General features: G+C 40.5%; 17 protein-coding genes and 1 riboswitch. Of the genes, 4 read left to right on the top strand and 13 right to left on the bottom strand.

Annotation, left to right across the window (positions count from 1 at the left end; translation table 11 throughout):
* Positions 1 to 49 precede the first annotated feature (49 nt).
* Positions 50 to 994: an ABC transporter permease gene (locus tag EGT34_RS18495; RefSeq protein WP_000542520.1), complete on the top strand. Its 945-nt coding sequence runs from the start codon at positions 50 to 52 to the stop codon at positions 992 to 994.
* Entirely contained in the window at positions 994 to 1,875 is an 882-nt protein-coding gene (locus EGT34_RS18490) for an ABC transporter ATP-binding protein (RefSeq protein ID WP_001000087.1), read from the top strand. Before EGT34_RS18495 ends, EGT34_RS18490 begins: the two co-directional genes overlap by 1 nt.
* Before the next feature lie 51 nt (positions 1,876 to 1,926).
* Here EGT34_RS18490 and EGT34_RS18485 read toward each other — a convergent pair whose 3' ends face one another.
* From EGT34_RS18485 to EGT34_RS18465, 5 genes are all read right to left on the bottom strand, one after another.
* Entirely contained in the window at positions 1,927 to 2,949 is a 1,023-nt protein-coding gene (locus tag EGT34_RS18485; RefSeq protein ID WP_000591243.1) for an ABC transporter substrate-binding protein, read from the bottom strand.
* On the bottom strand, positions 2,946 to 4,757 hold the full coding sequence (atzF, locus tag EGT34_RS18480) for an allophanate hydrolase (RefSeq protein WP_000916842.1): 1,812 nt from the start codon (positions 4,755 to 4,757) through the stop codon (positions 2,946 to 2,948). The genes EGT34_RS18485 and atzF overlap by 4 nt, the downstream gene beginning before the upstream one ends.
* A gap of 12 nt (positions 4,758 to 4,769) precedes the next feature.
* Positions 4,770 to 5,204 (bottom strand): CopG family ribbon-helix-helix protein, encoded by a 435-nt coding sequence (locus EGT34_RS18475; protein ID WP_001124851.1) that lies wholly within the window; start codon positions 5,202 to 5,204, stop codon positions 4,770 to 4,772.
* Positions 5,205 to 5,208: 4 nt separating this feature from the next.
* Positions 5,209 to 5,334, bottom strand: coding sequence for a hypothetical protein (locus EGT34_RS18470; RefSeq protein ID WP_001000630.1), 126 nt, complete (start codon positions 5,332 to 5,334; stop codon positions 5,209 to 5,211).
* Positions 5,335 to 5,525: 191 nt separating this feature from the next.
* Complete coding sequence (locus EGT34_RS18465; RefSeq protein ID WP_001140304.1) at positions 5,526 to 5,879, bottom strand: winged helix-turn-helix transcriptional regulator; 354 nt, start codon at positions 5,877 to 5,879, stop codon at positions 5,526 to 5,528.
* Between the two features lie 93 nt (positions 5,880 to 5,972).
* On the opposite strand from EGT34_RS18465, the gene EGT34_RS18460 reads away from it, so the two are divergent.
* Positions 5,973 to 6,509, top strand: coding sequence for an NAD(P)H-dependent oxidoreductase (locus EGT34_RS18460; RefSeq protein WP_001196266.1), 537 nt, complete (start codon positions 5,973 to 5,975; stop codon positions 6,507 to 6,509).
* Positions 6,510 to 6,548: 39 nt separating this feature from the next.
* Here EGT34_RS18460 and uca read toward each other — a convergent pair whose 3' ends face one another.
* The 4 genes from uca to EGT34_RS18440 form a co-directional block, all read right to left on the bottom strand.
* The gene (gene uca, locus EGT34_RS18455; protein ID WP_000475265.1) at positions 6,549 to 10,154 is read right to left on the bottom strand and encodes an urea carboxylase; all 3,606 of its coding nucleotides are present in this window, start codon (positions 10,152 to 10,154) and stop codon (positions 6,549 to 6,551) included.
* Between the two features lie 2 nt (positions 10,155 to 10,156).
* Positions 10,157 to 10,810 carry an urea amidolyase associated protein UAAP2 gene (locus tag EGT34_RS18450; RefSeq protein ID WP_000217385.1) on the bottom strand — a complete coding sequence of 218 codons (654 nt, stop codon included), beginning with the start codon at positions 10,808 to 10,810 and terminating at the stop codon, positions 10,157 to 10,159.
* 15 nt (positions 10,811 to 10,825) lie between these two features.
* Positions 10,826 to 11,566 carry an urea amidolyase associated protein UAAP1 gene (locus EGT34_RS18445; protein ID WP_001090532.1) on the bottom strand — a complete coding sequence of 247 codons (741 nt, stop codon included), beginning with the start codon at positions 11,564 to 11,566 and terminating at the stop codon, positions 10,826 to 10,828.
* Positions 11,567 to 11,594: 28 nt separating this feature from the next.
* Positions 11,595 to 11,690: riboswitch (guanidine-I (ykkC/yxkD leader) on the bottom strand.
* A 189-nt stretch (positions 11,691 to 11,879) separates the two neighbouring features.
* Entirely contained in the window at positions 11,880 to 13,043 is a 1,164-nt protein-coding gene (locus EGT34_RS18440; protein ID WP_001202397.1) for a zinc-dependent alcohol dehydrogenase, read from the bottom strand.
* Between the two features lie 252 nt (positions 13,044 to 13,295).
* Here EGT34_RS18440 and EGT34_RS18435 point away from each other — a divergent pair, with 252 nt between their 5' ends.
* Positions 13,296 to 13,727: an SRPBCC family protein gene (locus EGT34_RS18435; RefSeq protein WP_000921226.1), complete on the top strand. Its 432-nt coding sequence runs from the start codon at positions 13,296 to 13,298 to the stop codon at positions 13,725 to 13,727.
* A gap of 60 nt (positions 13,728 to 13,787) precedes the next feature.
* Here EGT34_RS18435 and EGT34_RS18430 read toward each other — a convergent pair whose 3' ends face one another.
* The 4 genes from EGT34_RS18430 to EGT34_RS18415 form a co-directional block, all read right to left on the bottom strand.
* Positions 13,788 to 14,348 (bottom strand): TetR/AcrR family transcriptional regulator, encoded by a 561-nt coding sequence (locus EGT34_RS18430; protein WP_001133089.1) that lies wholly within the window; start codon positions 14,346 to 14,348, stop codon positions 13,788 to 13,790.
* Positions 14,349 to 14,990: 642 nt separating this feature from the next.
* The gene (locus EGT34_RS18425) at positions 14,991 to 15,575 is read right to left on the bottom strand and encodes a hypothetical protein (protein ID WP_000792045.1); all 585 of its coding nucleotides are present in this window, start codon (positions 15,573 to 15,575) and stop codon (positions 14,991 to 14,993) included.
* 61 nt (positions 15,576 to 15,636) lie between these two features.
* Entirely contained in the window at positions 15,637 to 16,545 is a 909-nt protein-coding gene (locus tag EGT34_RS18420) for an SEL1-like repeat protein (protein WP_024437428.1), read from the bottom strand.
* A 109-nt stretch (positions 16,546 to 16,654) separates the two neighbouring features.
* A complete protein-coding gene (locus EGT34_RS18415; protein ID WP_000698620.1) occupies positions 16,655 to 17,875 on the bottom strand; it encodes a chloride channel protein in 1,221 nt (406 codons plus the stop codon).
* Between the last annotated feature and the right edge of the window lie 245 nt (positions 17,876 to 18,120).

Genomic DNA, 18,120 nt, shown 5'->3' with positions numbered 1-18,120 from the left:
TTACGTTTTATGAAAATCGTAATACCGATCAAAATGGGGAGCTCTCGATATGGGTTATGTTGCAAAGGAATTTACGCAAAAGAACAAGCTGATTCTCAGTATTTGTTCTTTCGTGATTCCAATATGTCTTTGGTGCGCAATCAGTTACTTACCTTTTGTTTGGCATCCTCAAGTACAAATCACAAGTTCAGGCAGTGTTCCTTACTTACAAGTAGGAAGTCGCATTGATAAAAATGTGTTCTATCTCGAAGCACAAAATGCAGTCAATCGAAATTCTGCACCACCACAAGGTATTTTGGTTAATCCGATTTATTTACCCGCTCCCCATGAAGTTGCTAAGGCTTTGGTCACCGCATTTACCACACCACCTGAACAACCTGATTCGCCGTGGTTTCACCAAAGTTTATGGCACAGTATTAAACTGGTATTTTCAGCCTTTTTTATCTCTTCATTGATTGGGATTCCACTGGGTATTTTGTGTGGTTTTTCTAAGCGTATATCCTTGTTAACAGAACCGTTTGTCGAATTTTTTCGTTACTTACCCGCACCTGCATTTGGTGCGCTTGCTGTGGCAATTTTAGGGATTAATGACGCACCTAAAATTGCCATTATTGTGATTGGTACACTCTTTCAGCAAATTCTAATTATTGCCAATACCACACGAATGGTAGATCGAAACTTAATTGAAGCTGGTTATACGCTTGGCACCAATAAGCTCAAAAGTTTATTTCACGTGGTGATTCCTGCGGCCTTACCTGATATTTACCGTGACTTACGTGTGCTATTGGGCTGGGCTTGGACCTATTTAATTGTTTCGGAGTTGATTGGTACGACCTCGGGTATTACATGGTTTATTACCCAACAGGCTCGCTATCAAAACTTTGACAACGTCTATGCGGCTATTTTGATTATTGGCGTGATTGGGCTGGTCTGTGATTGGGTATTAATGAAATTAAGTGAGCGGATGTTCACTTGGAAAGTAGGAGCAAAATAATGAACGATTCAACATTTAACGCGCATGAATACTTTCAAAAAATTTATGAACGTCCTGTGATTTTAGAAGCTAAACAACTGAGCCAAGTTTTTAAGCATGGTCAAAACGAACGCACTGTTTTAAATAAGCTCGATTTAAAAATTCATAAAAGAGAATTTATTTGTGTGATTGGTCCTTCTGGCTGTGGCAAATCGACACTAAGCCGTGTTATTGCAGGTTTAGACCCCTACCATAGTGGAGAAGTTTTAGTAGACGGCGAATGTATTACGGGGCCATGTCCTGAACGCGGCATGGTGTTTCAGGGATATACCCTTTTCCCGTGGAAAACTGTAAAAGAAAACGTAATGTTTGGTCCGCAAATGCGCGGCGCTAGTCAAATGACAGCCGAAGCTCAAGCACGCGAATGGATCAATATTATTGGTTTAGAAAAATATGAAAATCAGTATCCACACCAACTTTCTGGTGGCATGAAACAGCGCGTTGCGATTGCTAGAGCTTTAGTTAATCAACCTAAAATTTTACTTATGGATGAACCTTTTGGTGCACTCGACCCACACACCCGTCAAAAAATGCAAAAGCACTTAATGGATTTATGGCAAAACATTGATATCACCATTATTTTTGTGACCCATGACATGGATGAAGCCATTTTGCTGGCAGACCGAATTGTGGCACTCAAAGCCAACCCGGGTGAAATTAAGGAAATTATTGAAGTTAATTTGCCGCGTCCACGCTCACTCGATTTAATGAGTACACCTGAGTTCAAACAACTTCGGACACGAGTTGATTATCTGGTTCACGCTGAAGAAGACGAGCTTGACCCTGCGTTGCAAGACTTACCAAAAATACCGCGTATGACTCAAGTCAGTACAGAAAAATAAGTAAGACATTAAAAAGCCCAAGTTCAACTTGGGCTTTTTGCTTTATGGAGCTTATTTGAGTTGTTCGATGAGTGTTGGATAAATCAGCCCATCTACATTTTGTTCAGTTTTATAAATACCGTTTTCGACGTTAAATTTATTGACGTGATAGCTAGAGCCATAAATCGAGTCAAAGCCTTGAGATTTAGTAAATACTTTTTTATTGGCATTGATATCTAATAGATGCGTACCGCTAACCATCAACTCATATTGCTTTGGATCAACCCCTGAACGGTTTGCCATAATTTTAACCGCATCGGCATGGGTTGCAGGGTCATTAATATATTTAACTGTTTTATCCCACACTTGAATGATTTTTTTCCATTCCACTTGATGAGCTGTTAAATGACTCATGTTGACTGTTAAGGTGTCGTAAATTAAACCCGGCTTGTCTTTAGAGGTGTAGATAATTTTAGAGCCTGCCACTGCTTTTAATGCCTGACCTGCAACGGGTTGCCAAACAGCAATCGCGGAAATATCTGGGCTATTAAACACTTGAGGTAATTGGTTCGTCGCTGAATTTACCAGCTTCACCTCATTCGCTTTAATGTTATGGTCGGTTAAAGCTGTTGCCAATAAAAGATGGTCAACCAAGCCTTTTTCGACACCGATCGATTTTCCTTTTAAGTCTTGAATGGTATTAATGCCCTCTTTTGCAATAATGACATCATTGCCCGCAGAATAATCCGTTGCCAAAATCATCATGCCTTGCGTACCACCCGAAGCTGTTACCAAGTTATCGCCATTGGTGACCAACACAGCGTCGAGCTGATTTGCCGAAAAAGCCGAAAGCGACGCGGAATAATCAAACCATTTAAACTCTACATTTAACCCTGCTTCTTTTAACCAGCCTTTTTCAATAGCCACTTGCCAAGCCACCCAGCCCGGCCAATCACTATACCCGATGGTAATTGGTTTTGTATTTGCGGCTGCCTGAGCATCTTGTTTAGCCTCGGGCACTTTAGCCGTATTGTCACATCCACCCAATACAACTGCCGATAAAATAGATACGGATAACAACGCTTTTTTAATCATATAGAAACTTCCCCAACATTTTTACTAACAACACTTTGAGCGGTTTGATTGAGTGACTGTATATAGGCTCGCCAGCCTCCAAAATGGCTAATATCGATTGCATCCTGAATGGCATACGCTTCGCAAATAAAGCCTTTAACCCATGTACCATCTTTTAGTTTCAGGTTCCCAATACCAAGTGGTGCAGGTACTTCAGCCACAATGGCTCCAAAATTTGCTAAAGGAACATCCCATACTTCGACTTCAATTGACGTACCTGCTGCATCGCACTGCAGGCCTGGTTTTGGTGGCGTGGTATTTTTTAAAGCAAAGAGTTTATAAGCATCTGTCGTCTGAGTTTTCTTGAGCAAAGTGGCATTACGGCTAGTGAGCTGAAAATTAAGGGGCATGCCTGTTAAATGTGCTCCCACAACGGCAAGCTGTACTGAATGATTCGACTTAATCTCTAGACTTTTTTGATAATGTTGAGTTGATTTACCTAAACTCAGCGATGTCTCGGTTTGCCAAAGCTGCGCAAAATTGGCGAGTGCCTGATCGTGCCAAGCCAGTGCAATAAAGGTTACGCCGCTTGGTAGGCCATCTTCACGAAGTACATTAGGTAAAGCTAAAGCAGAAAGATCAGCAAAATTAACAAAGTTGGTATAGGCCCCCATGTGTGCATTTTTAGTCAACGGGTCGGCTTCAACTTCGGCAATGGTGTAAATGGTTGGCGCTGTCGGAACCATCAATGCATCAAAAGGTTGTAATGCCAAATTAATTTTTCGAGCTAGTACGGCGCGGTTATATTCGGCTTGAAGTGCATCTGTTGCCTTGAATTTATCTGCCTGCGCAATAATTTGAGCAATAACAGGATGAGCCTTTTCACGTGTTGTCATGCGTTCAACGGCGACTGTTCTTTCTGCCACCCATGCATCGTTATACAGTGCGGCAGCAAGCTCATTAAACGCGCTGAAATCAATACTCTCAACTTCGTAACCCAGTTTTTTTACACGCTCGACTGCAACTAAAAAGGCTTTTTCAGATTCAATATCGCCATAAAACTCAAGCTGAGCTGGAATAGCTATTTTTCGTTTAGAAAATTGAGTCGGTACATTGGCTGGATGTGCTCGTGAATATTCATCTGTTTGATCGTAGCCCTGCATTAAGCTGGCAATGATCCACGCATCATCAATATGCAGCGCAAAAATAGAAATGACATCAATGGTTCGACATGCAGGGATTAAACCTGTGGTAGAAAACCAGCCCTTTGTAGGTTTAAGGCCCACAATATTGTTATGGCCCGCAGGTACACGCCCTGACCCCGCCGTGTCTGTCCCCAAACTAAAAGGTACAATACCGTTGGCGACCACCACTGACGAACCTGAGCTTGAACCACCACTAATATATTCGGGGTTAAAACTATTTTTTACTGCACCATAGGGAGAACGAACACCAACCAGTCCCGTTGCAAACTGATCAAGGTTAGTTTTACCCACCACAATCGCCCCAGCTTTTTTTAGCTTGGCAACTACGGCAGCATCTTGTGTCGCTAAATATTGAATCTCTTTACAGGCAGCAGTAGTGTGAAAGCCAGCGACATCAATGTTGTCTTTAACTGCAAATGGCACACCATATAGAGGTAAGTCAGCAATATTCTGGTCTTTTAAAATATCAATTTGCGATTGAATCTGCTCGTTCGATGCAATTTCAATCCATGCATGATCATCATTTTTAATTTCTGCCACATAGCCAATCAGATCCTTAAGATGGATTTGCCCGTTTTGATATGCTGTTTTCCAGTCTTGGATGGTCCATAAATTTTTCAACACCCTACTCCTCATTTAGTCATTTTGCTGTATAGGCGGCATGACGGCATCCATCAGTTCTAGATGTCCTTTGATTACCCCTTTCAGCACAATAAATTGCTGGCTAATTTGTCTAAGCTCAGAACTCGCGCCCTGCATTAACATGACTTGCAATATCTTTTGTTGGTCGAGCTGAATATGAAGTGAACTAATTACCTGTGCTAAAAACTGTTGTTGTAAATCGACCAATTGATTACGTAAGGTCATTTGGCTAACGTCATAAAGCAGCGTTAATGTGCCCACCATGACTTCATTGGCCTGTGCTTGCTCTGCAATCAGGTGTTTATTAATCATGTCGACAATGGCTTGCGAGCGACTTTCATAGTTCTGCTCGACAATTTTTTGGTCGAGCGCGTTGAGGGTCGATTCAGGTACGGTAATACTGATTCGAGCCAACTTTTTTTTCGGCACAGTCTTATCCTTTTGTTTTAGGCGGCTGATTGTTTTGCTTGATATATACGCCTGCACGTACGCTGAGTAATTCGACTAAAAAGGCTTTTAAAGTTTGCTTTGGTTGAACCACAGGTTTTACATCATTCATATCGCACCTCTAGCTTGGTATTACCAAATTCAGTTTTTGTATTACTGATAAGAGATGCAGAAAATGTGCCAGTTTTTAAGTGTGTTTTGATGGATTAAACGGGTATTTATGAGTGTTTTTTGGGCAAAAAAAAGCCCCATGCACAGGGATGGGGCTAATATTTATATTTTTAAAAAGTTAATTTTTTCATCTTATGACTGATTAATCATCGTATGTGCCCATACCGATAAAGACTCTAAAACAGGCTTAAAAGATTGGCCTAATTCGGTCATTTCATAAACCACTTTAATCGGTGCTTTTTCACCATAAACCGTTCTAGAGATTAAGCCACTTTGCTCTAATTGCTTGAGTTGAAGACTTAAAGTCATTTCTGTGATGGTGGGCATTAATTGATTGATTTCATTAAAGCGTTTTGGCCCATCTTTTAGATAATACAAAATAACGCATTTCCATTTTCCACCTACCAAATCCATAGCCATACTGATATGACATGGATACGTTTTTCCATTTACCGTAACTTCACATTTATTTTCAGTTTTTGCCATTTTTAAACGCTACCTATCAACTTTGATAGTTATTGTACGCCCATACTATAAAAATTATAGTGACTATTATTTTTATAGTTTAAAGGCACTCTCATGGCTTTACTGATTTTAGCTCATCCCTACTACGCTCAATCAATTGCAAATAAAACGATAGTGAATGAACTTATAAAAACCTATCCGGACCTTGAAGTGCGAGATATTTTCCAGCTTTATCCAGACTATAAAATTGACGTCAGCGCTGAACAAGAAGCGTTGTTACGCCACGACACGATTATTCTGCAATATCCAATGTTCTGGTTTAATATGCCGGCAATTTTGAAGTTATGGTTTGATGAAGTTTTTACTTATCAGTTTGCTTATGGCTCTCAGGGCAACAAATTAAAAGATAAAAAAGTCATTATTAGTATGACGGTCGGGCAAAAAGAAGCGAACATGGTGAACGACCAAGAAAACTTAATCGATAGCTTTTTAAAAGCGGTTCAACATTCAATTCAATATACGCAAATGCAGTTAAGCGGCACATTTTTGCTTTATGACGTATCGCCATTATCGGGTAACCCAGAGTCAAAAATTAAATTAGAAGCTGTTGAACATGGCCATAAATTATTAAAGCATTTGACCGAAGCATAATAAAAAAGAGAGCATCAATATCGATGCTCTCTTTTTAATTTAGGCCACAGGTGCCAAGGTAAATAGCACTTGTCCTGTTTTCACAGTTTGCCCTTTTTCAATGGTAATGGTTTCAACCTTCATGCGTTCGGGTGCAATAATTGGAATTTCAATTTTCATTGCCTCAATTACTGCAAGGGTTGCGCCTTCTTCAACAATATCTCCCGATGCACATTCAATTTTCCAGATTGACCCCGGCATGTGTGATTCGACTGCACAGCCGCCTTCAGGAATAACTACGATTTCACCTTCATCAACAGCATCTAGGCTTTCAGAAATATATTCCTGCAAGCCCGCTTCGTGCCAACGGCGGCGTTCAGCCTCAAAATTGGCTTGTTGCATATCTTTAAAGGCTTGAATGCTGTCTTGATGTGTTTTTAAAAACTCGTTGTATTCTTTTAAGTTGAGCACCCCATCTTCAATACGAAGTTGTAGACGACCTGCCTTAAAGTCTTCACGCATTTGTAGAAGTTCAGTCTCAAAAACTTCATAAAACTTAACTTGGTCAAAAAAGCGCAGTAACCACGGTTTACCTTCTTCAAAGTTGGCATTTTTACGGTAACGGCTCCACATTTGGGTCGTGCGACCAACAAACTGGTAGCCACCCGGTCCTTCCATACCGTACACACACATATACGCCCCGCCAATGCCGACCGCATTTTCAGGTGTCCAAGTTCGTGCCGGATTATATTTTGTGGTGACTAAACGTTGGCGTGGGTCGAGCGGCGTGGCAACGGGTGCCCCTAAATACACATCGCCTAGACCCATCACCAAATAGTTTGCGCTATAAACCACATCTTTAACTGCTTGCTTAGAAGCTAAGCCATTAATACGGCGTATAAACTCGACGTTATCTGGGCACCATGGCGCATCTGGACGAACAATTTGTGTGTAGCGTTCGGTAGCAAGTTGAGTTTGCGAATCTTCCCAAGCCAAAGGTAAATAGACAGTCCGTGAAGGCACCTGCATATTTTGAATATCGGGTAATTCGGCTTCTGCCTGTTGAAGTTTCTGTAAAAGCTCCAGTTGATCAAGCTGGATTGAATCAAAATGAATTTGCAGTGAACGAATGCCCGGTGTTAAGTCGATAATACCTTGAATGTTTTGATCTTTGACCCATTGCATGAGTGCATGAATACGAAAACGTAAATTTAGATCAAGTACTAACTCTCCATATTCCACCAACAAATAGCTATTTCCTGCTGGTCGATAGGTCACGCTTGGTAAGTCAGCTTCACCTTCTAAAGTTGCTAAAACCGCATCTTTTAAAGTGTCTGGTTCTGCTTGAATAGCTGGATTAAAATCGATCTGAGTTGTATCAGTCGCGGTTAAACTTTGATGATATTTTTGATCGAGTGCTTTTGCTTGCGCATAACTCACAGGTACAAATTTGACCTTATCGCCTGCTTTTAGCTGCCCGATTTTCCAAAGCTCGGAATGAATGACTACCGCAGGACAAACAAAGCCACCTAAGCTTGGACCATCTGGACCCAAAATAATTGGCATATCGCCAGTAAAATCAATTGCGCCAATCGCATAAGCATTGTCGTGAATATTGGAAGGATGTAAGCCTGCCTCACCGCCATCTTCACGTGCCCACTCAGGTTTTGGCCCAATTAAACGAATGCCTGTCCGGCTTGAGTTATAGTGAATTTCAAACTCGTTGGCAAAGAAGGTATCAATATCTTGTTTGGTGAAAAAATCAGGTGCGCCATGTGGTCCATACATCACGGCAATTTCCCAGTTTTGGGTAAAGCTAGGAATTTGCGCTTGAGCTAAAGCTGTAGTCGATTGAGCGGAATATTCAGTAATCGGCAGCATATCGCCAATTAATAAATTACGGCCTGCGTGCCCACCAAACTGCCCCAAAGTGAAAGTCGCCTGTGACCCTAAATAGTCAGGAACATCAAAGCCACCTTTCACGCCTATATAGCTACGGCAACCTGAACGGATAATCCCACATTTTAAAACTTGGCCTTTTTTCACATTAATGGTTTGCCACATCGGCACCAGTTCGCCATCAAGTTTTGAAGGCATATCACCGCCCGTAATGACAATTTGGCTGTCGCAGTGAAACTTTAAAGTTGGCCCTTGCAAGGTACATTCAAGCCCTGCCGTATTTGGCTCATTGGCTAACAGTTGGTTTGCCACAGTTAAACTGAGTGGATCGATCGCACCTGATGGCGGCACCCCAACATCCCAATAACCTAGTCGACCTGTTACATCCTGAATGGCGGTTTGAATGCCAGCCTGCAACACCTCAATTTTTTGAGTTTTCCATTCAAAGGTATTTAAAAATCGGGTGGTTTGAGTACCTAAAGCAAACACATCACAAGCAATAATATTCTGCAAATATTCCAGATTGGTTTCAATCCCTGCCACTTGCGTGTCGGCAAGACTAGCACTCATTGCCTGTATGGCTTGGTCTCGTGTTGCAGCAGTTACAATGATTTTAGCAATCATTGGGTCATAAAAAGATGATACTGTTGAACCTGTTTCAACCCATGTTTCAACTCGTGCGTGCGGGTCAAATTTAACATGAGTGAGTAAGCCTGCACTCGGCTGGAACTGTTTAATTGGGTCTTCTGCATAAAGACGAACCTGAATGGAATGTCCTGTTGGCTCTAACTTTTCTGTGGGTGCTGACCAGTCACCGCTTGCCAAAGTAACCATCCATTCAACTAAGTCGACACCAAACACTTGCTCGGTCACGCCGTGCTCGACTTGCAAACGCGTGTTGACCTCTAAGAAATAAAATTCTTGCGTTTCGGTGTCCATGACAAACTCAACCGTGCCTGCCGAACGGTAGTTCACCGACTGCATGAGTTGAATCGCAACTTTTTGCAAGTAGTCACGTTGCTGTTCATTTAAGTGTGGTGCGGGTGTTTCTTCAATAACTTTCTGATTACGGCGTTGCACCGAGCAATCACGCTCACCCAATGCCAAAACTTGCCCTTGCCCATCACCAAAAATTTGTACTTCGATATGGCGTGCATGTTGTACAAATTTTTCTAAATACAAACCTGCATCTTTAAAATTGACCTGCGCTAAATAAGATACGGTTTGGTAGGCATCTTTTAATTCAGTTTCATTCCAGACCAGACGCATACCAATACCACCACCGCCCGCGGTGCTTTTCAGCATGACTGGATAGCCAATACGGGCTGCCTCAAACAAGGCCTCGGCTTCATTAGCAAGTAGTGAACTACCTGGAAGTAAAGGTACATTGCTTTTAATAGCGAGTTCACGTGCTGTATGTTTTAAACCAAAATCGAGCATTTGGCTTGAAGTTGGCCCAATAAAGGCAATGCCTTGGCTTTCGCACAAATCACAAAACTCGGCATTTTCAGACAAAAAACCATAACCGGGATGAATGGCTTCTGCTCCCGACTGTTTTGCAACCTCAAGGATCTTTTCAATATTTAAATAACTTTGATGGGCAGGTGCGGGACCAATCAGAAAAGCTTCATCGGCCAAAGTCACGTGTAACGAGTCACGGTCAGCTTCGGAATAAACCGCAACCGAAGCGATCCCGAGTTTTTTAAGGGTACGAATTACGCGACAGGCAATAGCACCGCGGTTTGCAATCAGAACTTTTTTGAACATGCTTACACCCCTTCCGCTTCACGGACAACCAGTTGAATTTTGGTTGGGTTATAGGCATTACATGGGTTATTGAGCTGCGGACAATTTGAAATTAAAACAATCAAATCCATTTCCGCCCGAACTTCGACGTATTTCCCCGGCCCTGAAATTCCATCATCAAATTTAAGCTGACCGTCTGGTGTAACAGGCACATTCATAAAGAAGTTAATGTTTGGGCCGATGTGACGGACATTTAAGCCATGCTTTTTTGCAATCGGATGTTTTGCCAAGGCATACATAAAGTTGTTACGGCAACTATGCATTGGGTAGGTTTCATGTGCATAGCGAACTGTATTACTTTCACATGAGCAAGCACCGCCAATGGTGTCATGGCGCCCACAGTTATCATCATGAATAACCGCAATTGGACGACCCAAGTTACTATAGAGTTTGGTGCCCTTTTCTAAATAGATTTGTTGGTTGATGGCCAAAGTGTCCATTGCGCTATAACGCTCAGTCGGGTTTTCTGCACTCATAAATAAAGTATCGACCGCTTGGTTTCCCTCAAGGTCAATAATTCGAAAATATTGGCCCTTTTTAACCTCGCACATCCACGCTTCGCCAGCAGGACAAACTTCATTTAAAACTGCTTTTTCAAATGATTGTAAAACTGTCATGATGCTTCTCCTGATTTAAATATTGCTAAGTGCGTAGTAGCGGGCTGTGTTTTGAAACGCGCGCTGATTTTGCGAACATGCATCACGACAAATATCGCTGTCTGTTAGTGAATTGGCTTTAAATAAACTGAGTTGAATATCGGCGGGTTGATAGATTGGGCTGGTGTCTAAACCATGCGACGCAGCAGATAAAAATACCAAGCAGTCCATTTCAAAACGCAGTTCAATGCTTTGATCGGTGTTATCAGAACTGACATAAGACAAAGCACCGTTTTCATCTGGTACAACTTTAGAAAATAGATTAACCGTGGCACTGAGATCTTGGCTGGCAAGTCCATATTTACACATTTCAATGAGTAAGCTGTCTAAGCCGTTTTGGTACATATCATTGCGGGCATCTTGAAATGTACGAGTACCGAATTGCTTTTCAATTTGTTCTGGTCGGCTTGGGCCACAAAGTGCATCGTTCCAACCATGGTCATCATAAACAATGGAAGCCATGACTCGGCCAAGGTCTGAGTACAATACGTTGGAAGCTTTTAAATAGGCAGTGTGTTGCCCTTTTAAACTGTCGGGCATGTTGAAACGTTCAAGCACATCGGCAGCATTTACACAAAACAAAGAAACATTTGCCTGAGCGCCAAGTGAAGTAAATTTAAGAATAGTTCCCTTTTGAATACGACCCGACCAGTGATGTCCTCCGGGTAAAAGTTCGGTCCAAATCGCCTGATTGTTATGATAACTTGCAGTGTTCATAGCCACTCCTGTCGGATAGTTTTAGACTTCCTCCCGGGCTTTTATCCCTCCGTGTAGTTCGCTAGGAACCGTGAACTCTCGGTCCAGACATACTGTAAGTATCGGAACCCTAGATCACTTTTGATTGTTTAAGACTATGCAAAGGACATGCCAGCTTAGTATTACGTTTTTGGTGAAAAGTAATACTCAATTTGAGCAAATTGGGTGCGCTTTAGAATGGAAAATAAAAAGCTGGACTCAAAATTGTGCATCTTGAAAATAAAAAAGCCCCTTTCACGAAGAGGCTTAAGAATGAATTATAAGATTGAGAGTGTTAAGGAAGCAGAATCACCTTACGGCAGTCCTCTTCTCTTTCATTAAAAATGCGGTATCCTTCTGCGGCATCTTCTAATTTCATTCGGTGGGTAATAATCGTTTCAGGTGTTAATTCGCCACGCTCAATCAATTCTAAGAGTTGCGGTAAATATTGATGCACATGGGTTTGTCCCATTTTAAAAGTTAGCCCTTTATCAAAAGCATCACCAAATAAAAAACCATGAATCGGGCCTGCATAGACACCTGGTACGCTGACCACACCACCACGGCGAACCGCGGCTATACATTGACGAAGCGCTGCGCCACTTGAACCTTCAAGTTTTAAATTGGTCAGGACTGTTTCAATGACACTGCCTTTTGCCTCAAAACCAATCGCATCAATTACCGCGTCGACGCCACGATAATTGTCCGTATTTTGAATAATAAATTCGGCTGCATCGACTTCATCAAAATTAACCGGAATAGCGTCATAGGTTGCCGCCGCATAGTTCAATCGATATTCATTGTGATCGACCATAAATATTTTTTCAGCGCCAAGCATCTTGGCACAAGCAGCACTTAATAGCCCGACTGGACCAGCACCATAAATTGCAACGGTTGAGCCACGTTTCACTTGGGCATTGGTCACGGCCTGCCAAGCCGTAGGCAAAATATCGGTCAAGAAAAGCACTTTTTCATCTGACAGTGAGCCGGGCACTTTAAAAGGTCCTTTATTAGCTTTTGGTACGCGAACATATTCTGCTTGCCCGCCCGGTACGCCGCCGTAAAGATGACTATAGCCAAATAAAGCTGCACCCGGTGGAATCTGCTTTTTATTGATAATCGCGCCGCGCCCTGTATTGGTGGTCTCACATGCAGCGGTTAAGTCGAGTTGACAAAAGAAACATTCACCACACGCAATCACAAATGGCACAATCACACGGTCACCCTTTTTGACTGCGGTGACGGCTGGACCGACCTCTTCAACAATACCCATGAACTCATGCCCAAAGATATCGCCATGTTCAGTCTTTGGGATTTTGCCTCGATATAAATGTAAGTCGGAACCACATATCGCTGTGGCAGTCACACGTAAAATAATGTCATCTGGTTCTTGAATAATCGGGTCTGCAACTGTTTCTACTCGAACGTCTTCTGCACCGTGGTAAGTAAGAGCGCGCATTTGTTATTCCTCTATTTCCTATAATTGTCATTTGATTATGAGGAGGCTTTCTTTACGGTTTGCAACGATTGTTATTTTTCACGTAAGGCATATTGCTCAAATGCAAATGAATTAAGGCTCCACTTCTAACAAAAAACGTGCAATATAGAGATGAAATCACGCCGACGAACTAGAATTCCACCCTAGTGAAAAGCATGCTAATATCCAAATTCTGACAATTACTCATGTCAAATTTACTTTAGAGGGAACAAGATGTTAAAAACTCAAAAAATCAACATCGTACAAGAATTTGATGCACCCGTAGATAAGGTCTTTGCCGCATTAAGTGAACACGAAAATCTAAGCAAACTTTTTGCCCCTGCTAAAGTCACTCGCATTAGTAATGGTAAGGATGCACGTAACGGCGTTGGCTCTGCACGTAAGATGTCTATTCCGTTTACACCTTCATTTGTTGAAACAAATTTAGTCTACAAAGAAAATGAACTGATCGAATACGCAATTACAAGCGGCATTAGCCCAATTAAGGCACACCGTGGTGTGATGCAATTTACAGACTTGGGAAATAACCGAACTCGTTTAAATTACACCATTAGCTTTAAAGGTCGCGTTCCTTTTATTGGCCCAATTATTAAAGCGGCTTTACAAAATGGCGTGAGTCGTGGCCTTAAAAAACTTAAGTTTTAATAGCCTCATACCCACTAAAAAAGCCCAGTGATGGGCTTTTTTATTTTACTGTTTCTAGACTTAACACTCAGACAGCTTTCTTAAAAAATAATCTAATAATTTATCTCGTTCATCTGTTTCCTCTTTACTTAAAAGCTGAACCATTGCCCCATCAATCAAAAACAAAAACATGTGAGCATCTTCCATTAAAGCTGTGGATTTGACGGTTAAAAGTAGGCCATGTATTTGAGTCACTAACCAGTTTCTATAATCAACCACCACTTTATAGGCAGTGGGATAAAACTTTTCAATTTCAAAAATGGCCTTAAAAGGCAAACGGTACAGCCCTTCGAGGTTGGCATGGAGATAAAATATTTTTCTCAGCTTATCAAACACCATAAGTTCACGATAAGAATGAATAATAGAAAATACCTCTTCTTTTAACCCATCTTTTTGAAAGGTTAAGCACATTTCAATGAGCCTTTCTTTTGAATGAAAATGGTTATAAAACGTGGCTTTGGTCACCTTAGATTCGGCAATAATTCGGTCAATACCGACTTTATGAAATCCATATAGGTTAAATAAATCTTTTGCTGTATGAAGCACTCTAAGTGCTCTAAATGAAGCTTCTAAATTTGGCATAGTTATACCGTTTAAAATAATTTTTTGTTGTATATAAAAGAGATAGACGTGCCGTCACTCTTAAATTGAGTGCTAAATACAGGCATGCAAAAGCCGCACAATAAAGATGTGCTCGCCTATCTCTGGTTTATTGTTGCTATGATTTTTTAGTCGTAACGATGTTTAGGTGTAAAAACCTAGAGTCGGTTAAACCAATTTATAGAGTATTTAAACGGTATAAATAGAGAGATTTTGGCAAAAGCCAAAAATTGAGAAGAATTAGTACGCATAGCGGACTCCTAGATGAAATAGAAGTTCTACCAGATCACTGCTAAATGATTATGGTGGCAGAACGAAGAAGGGTTAGCAGACCAGTCATCTAGGAACTGGCACGCCCGAAGGCGTCCCTCCTCCGTCCTACCGCTACGAAGGGGGACGAACGAGTTCACCACCAAAAAATTACTTTTTTGATGTTCTAGATGAAAACGGTCTGCTAAAACCGACTGGCAATGTAGGCCAGCAGGCAAAGGATAGTATTCGCTATTGTTGGCGTCAAGCGTAGGAAATGACATTTGTTTTAAAATAGATCATTAAAAAGTAAGGGGAAATAAATTAGTTTCTTTGTTATTTATTTTCTTAAATATTATGCTCTTGGTATATTATCTATCTTGAAATCCTATGTACTCGATCAATTAAATCTTTTTTTAATAATGGATCTAAAAATTCATCTATCTTTTCCCAATTCTTTACATAGGACTTCATTACATCATTCATGAAAATTTTTTTCATATAGACCTGCATGTAATATCCATCTATAACTACTCCTACAAATCTACATTTACTATCAATAAATATATAACCTCCATTTATCATCTGCACAAATGAACGACTTACATAATCAAGTGTTTCTTTTGTAATCGAAGTTTTAGCAATCATAAGAGGAGAAAAATCTTGAAAGATAATATCTTCGTTATTATTAAGAGGAATCCAGTATAACTTCTCACTCTCTCCTCCCATTATTGAGCATAAATTCTCAAATAAGGGTAGATGACAACTTTCTTTAGAATAGTCAAAGAAATCTAATAATTGAAACCCAGTCTTAACTTGACCAATATCAGATTCTAATGCGTAATTATTTTTATTCCACTCACTAAATAAACTTAAAAAACTAATTAACTCGTTATCATCCAATAAACCATAATATTCTTTTAAAGGGTCATTTTCTTCAATCCACGGCTTATTTTTCATAACGTATCTCTATTACTTCTTACTTAAAAATCTTATTTTTATATTACAAACTTCTATATAACTATTCTTCAAATAGCGATAAAGCATCCTTATTGCCATTTTCAGCTGCTTTTCTTAGCCACTTTTCAGCTAATTCATTGTTTTGCTGTACACCCTCACCTTTGTAGTACATCATCCCTACAGTAAATTGTGCTTCGTCATTTTCCTGTTGAGCAGCTTTGCTATACCATTCGAATGCTTTCTTATAATCTTGATTTACACCTATCCCAAGAGCATATATCGCCCCCAAGTTATTTTGTGCTTTTTCATTTCCTTGCTCAGCCGCTTTGCTATATAACTCAAAGGCTTTTTTATTATTTAGCTCTACACCCTTACCTTGTGCATAAAGTGCTGCAAGATTATTTTGCGCATCGGCATAATTTTGTGCAGCAGCTTTGCTATACCATTCAAAGGCCTTTTTATAATCTTGGGTTACCCCATAACCTTCTTCATAAAGTATGCCCAAATAGTATTTAGCTTCGGCATTATCTTGTGCAGCAGCTTTGCTAAACCACCCAAAGGCTTTCTGATAGTTTTTAACTCCACCATCACCATTTGCATAATATGCACCTAAATTATTTTGTGCTTTCACTTCTCCTTGTTCAGCAGCTTTACTATACCATTCGAATGCTTTTTTATAATTTTGCTCTACCCCTTGTCCAAGAGCATACATTGCTCCCAAATTATTCTGTGCCTCTGCATTTCCTTGATTAGCAGCTTTGCTATACCATTCAAAGGCCTTTTTATAATCTTGAGGAACAACCTGTCCCTCTACATATAATTCGCCAAGTTTTGCTTGAGCTCCTGCATCACCACTTTCTGCTAAATGCTTAATATCTTTAAAATCTGGTTGATGGCCACAAGCTAATAAGTTGATTGCTACGAAAATAATGCCGATTTTTTGAAGTTTTTTTCTTAAAATAAAAAACATAATAAATATTAAATTGTTTGTGATGAAAAATATATTGAATGAATTTTAGCATAAATCCTCAAGCACAATTGACCCAAAACCCAATCAAGCCCTACCTATAAACCACTTACTAATCCATCAACTTTTTACGGCGATACAACCCACAATTCCCAGAAAATAGCGCTGCCAACAAACAAGTAATAATCGCATAAGTGGCAACATTCATTCCAAATAGCTCAACAGCTAAAATAATAGATGTTAACGGTGCCTTACTCGCGCCTGAAAAAAGACTGACCAACCCTAAGCCTGCAAGCAATGAAATTGGTAGGTTTAAAACCGCCCCTAAAGCATTCCCTAATGTCGCCCCCACATAAAACAGTGGTGTAATTTCACCGCCTTTAAAACCTGAACCTAAAGTAATGGCGGTAAAAATGGTCTTGTTAAAAAAGTCGTAAAACTCAATCGGCACATAAAAAGATGAAATGATTTTATCGGTACCCAAACCATTGTATTGCTGATGCGCAGTGAACAAAGTAAGTAGCATAATGACGATACCGCCCACCATCGTTCTTAAAGGCAAATACCGAACATATTTATAAAAAACGTCACTCGCAAAATGAATAGCTGCAATAAAGAAACGCGCAACTAAACCAAAGATCAACCCTGCCGCAATCAGGCTCATGAGCGTGCCAAAATGAATAGCTGGAAACTCACTAATCACATAAAAAACATGCGGATGAACAATTTCGAATAGCTCAGGTATGGCCGAAGCAATCAGCGCCGACACAAAACATGGAAAAATGGCTGAGTATCTTAAATTACCTAAGGCAGTAATTTCTAAACCATAGATTGCACCTGCCAGAGGCAAGCCAAACACCCCCGCAAAGCCCGCGCCAATACTGGCGATTAAGCAAATTTTTCGATTATCTTCCGAGATTTTTAATATATGGCTCAGGTGGTCAATTAAAGCACCCGAAAGTTGAACTGCTGGCGCCTCTCGCCCTGCCGAACCACCAAACAACTGCGTTAAAATTGAGGTGATAAAAATGATGGGGCTCATTCGTTTAGGAATAAACGACTTCGGTTGGTGAATTTCATCTATGAGTAAATGGGTTCCACGTTCAATCGGTGAACCATATTTTTTAATGAGATAACCAATACCAAAACCCACAAAAGGCAAGAAATAAATAAGCCAGTGATGCAGGCTTCTCACTTTATTTGAAATATCAAAAGCTACAAAAATTAAAGTCGATGCCAACCCTGCAACGACTCCAATCACAATCGAAATGAAGAGCCAGTAGACACTGTATTTTAGAATTTGATCATATTCAGATGAAGGTAGAATTTTCATTCGCTTTCTTCAATTCGCCTTTGAGTGAGTGCCAAATTCTCAAATTGTTTTTATGCTGCCAGCTCATTAAGTGAGAAATGCTTAAACTGGGCTAAAAATTAAAGCCCGCATATGCGAGCTTTCAATACAGTGATTAATTTTTAGTATCACCAAACTGTGACAAATATCTCATAATTACTGTATTTTTTCAAGACGAAATTCGTTAACGACAACGTAGAAAAAATTCTTCACTCACTTGATAGATA

The organism is Acinetobacter sp. FDAARGOS_558 (assembly GCF_003937785.1).
Lineage (GTDB): Bacteria > Pseudomonadota > Gammaproteobacteria > Pseudomonadales > Moraxellaceae > Acinetobacter > Acinetobacter baumannii.
Note: the sequence above shows the minus strand (reverse complement) of the source record. Positions and strands in the feature narration are given on the sequence as shown.

What these genes read in the sequence shown, in the direction of transcription:
- EGT34_RS18470 (WP_001000630.1), bottom strand. Translation starts at nt 5,334, where the DNA reads ATGAATGATGTAAAACCTGTGGTTCAACCAAAGCAAACTTTAAAAGCC.
- EGT34_RS18450 (WP_000217385.1), bottom strand. Translation starts at nt 10,810, where the DNA reads ATGACAGTTTTACAATCATTTGAAAAAGCAGTTTTAAATGAAGTTTGT.
- EGT34_RS18435 (WP_000921226.1), top strand. Translation starts at nt 13,296, where the DNA reads ATGTTAAAAACTCAAAAAATCAACATCGTACAAGAATTTGATGCACCC.
- EGT34_RS18430 (WP_001133089.1), bottom strand. Translation starts at nt 14,348, where the DNA reads ATGCCAAATTTAGAAGCTTCATTTAGAGCACTTAGAGTGCTTCATACA.
- EGT34_RS18465 (WP_001140304.1), bottom strand. Translation starts at nt 5,879, where the DNA reads ATGGCAAAAACTGAAAATAAATGTGAAGTTACGGTAAATGGAAAAACG.
- EGT34_RS18445 (WP_001090532.1), bottom strand. Translation starts at nt 11,566, where the DNA reads ATGAACACTGCAAGTTATCATAACAATCAGGCGATTTGGACCGAACTT.
- EGT34_RS18425 (WP_000792045.1), bottom strand. Translation starts at nt 15,575, where the DNA reads ATGAAAAATAAGCCGTGGATTGAAGAAAATGACCCTTTAAAAGAATAT.
- EGT34_RS18415 (WP_000698620.1), bottom strand. Translation starts at nt 17,875, where the DNA reads ATGAAAATTCTACCTTCATCTGAATATGATCAAATTCTAAAATACAGT.
- EGT34_RS18485 (WP_000591243.1), bottom strand. Translation starts at nt 2,949, where the DNA reads ATGATTAAAAAAGCGTTGTTATCCGTATCTATTTTATCGGCAGTTGTA.
- EGT34_RS18460 (WP_001196266.1), top strand. Translation starts at nt 5,973, where the DNA reads ATGGCTTTACTGATTTTAGCTCATCCCTACTACGCTCAATCAATTGCA.
- EGT34_RS18495 (WP_000542520.1), top strand. Translation starts at nt 50, where the DNA reads ATGGGTTATGTTGCAAAGGAATTTACGCAAAAGAACAAGCTGATTCTC.
- uca (WP_000475265.1), bottom strand. Translation starts at nt 10,154, where the DNA reads ATGTTCAAAAAAGTTCTGATTGCAAACCGCGGTGCTATTGCCTGTCGC.
- EGT34_RS18490 (WP_001000087.1), top strand. Translation starts at nt 994, where the DNA reads ATGAACGATTCAACATTTAACGCGCATGAATACTTTCAAAAAATTTAT.
- EGT34_RS18420 (WP_024437428.1), bottom strand. Translation starts at nt 16,545, where the DNA reads ATGTTTTTTATTTTAAGAAAAAAACTTCAAAAAATCGGCATTATTTTC.
- EGT34_RS18440 (WP_001202397.1), bottom strand. Translation starts at nt 13,043, where the DNA reads ATGCGCGCTCTTACTTACCACGGTGCAGAAGACGTTCGAGTAGAAACA.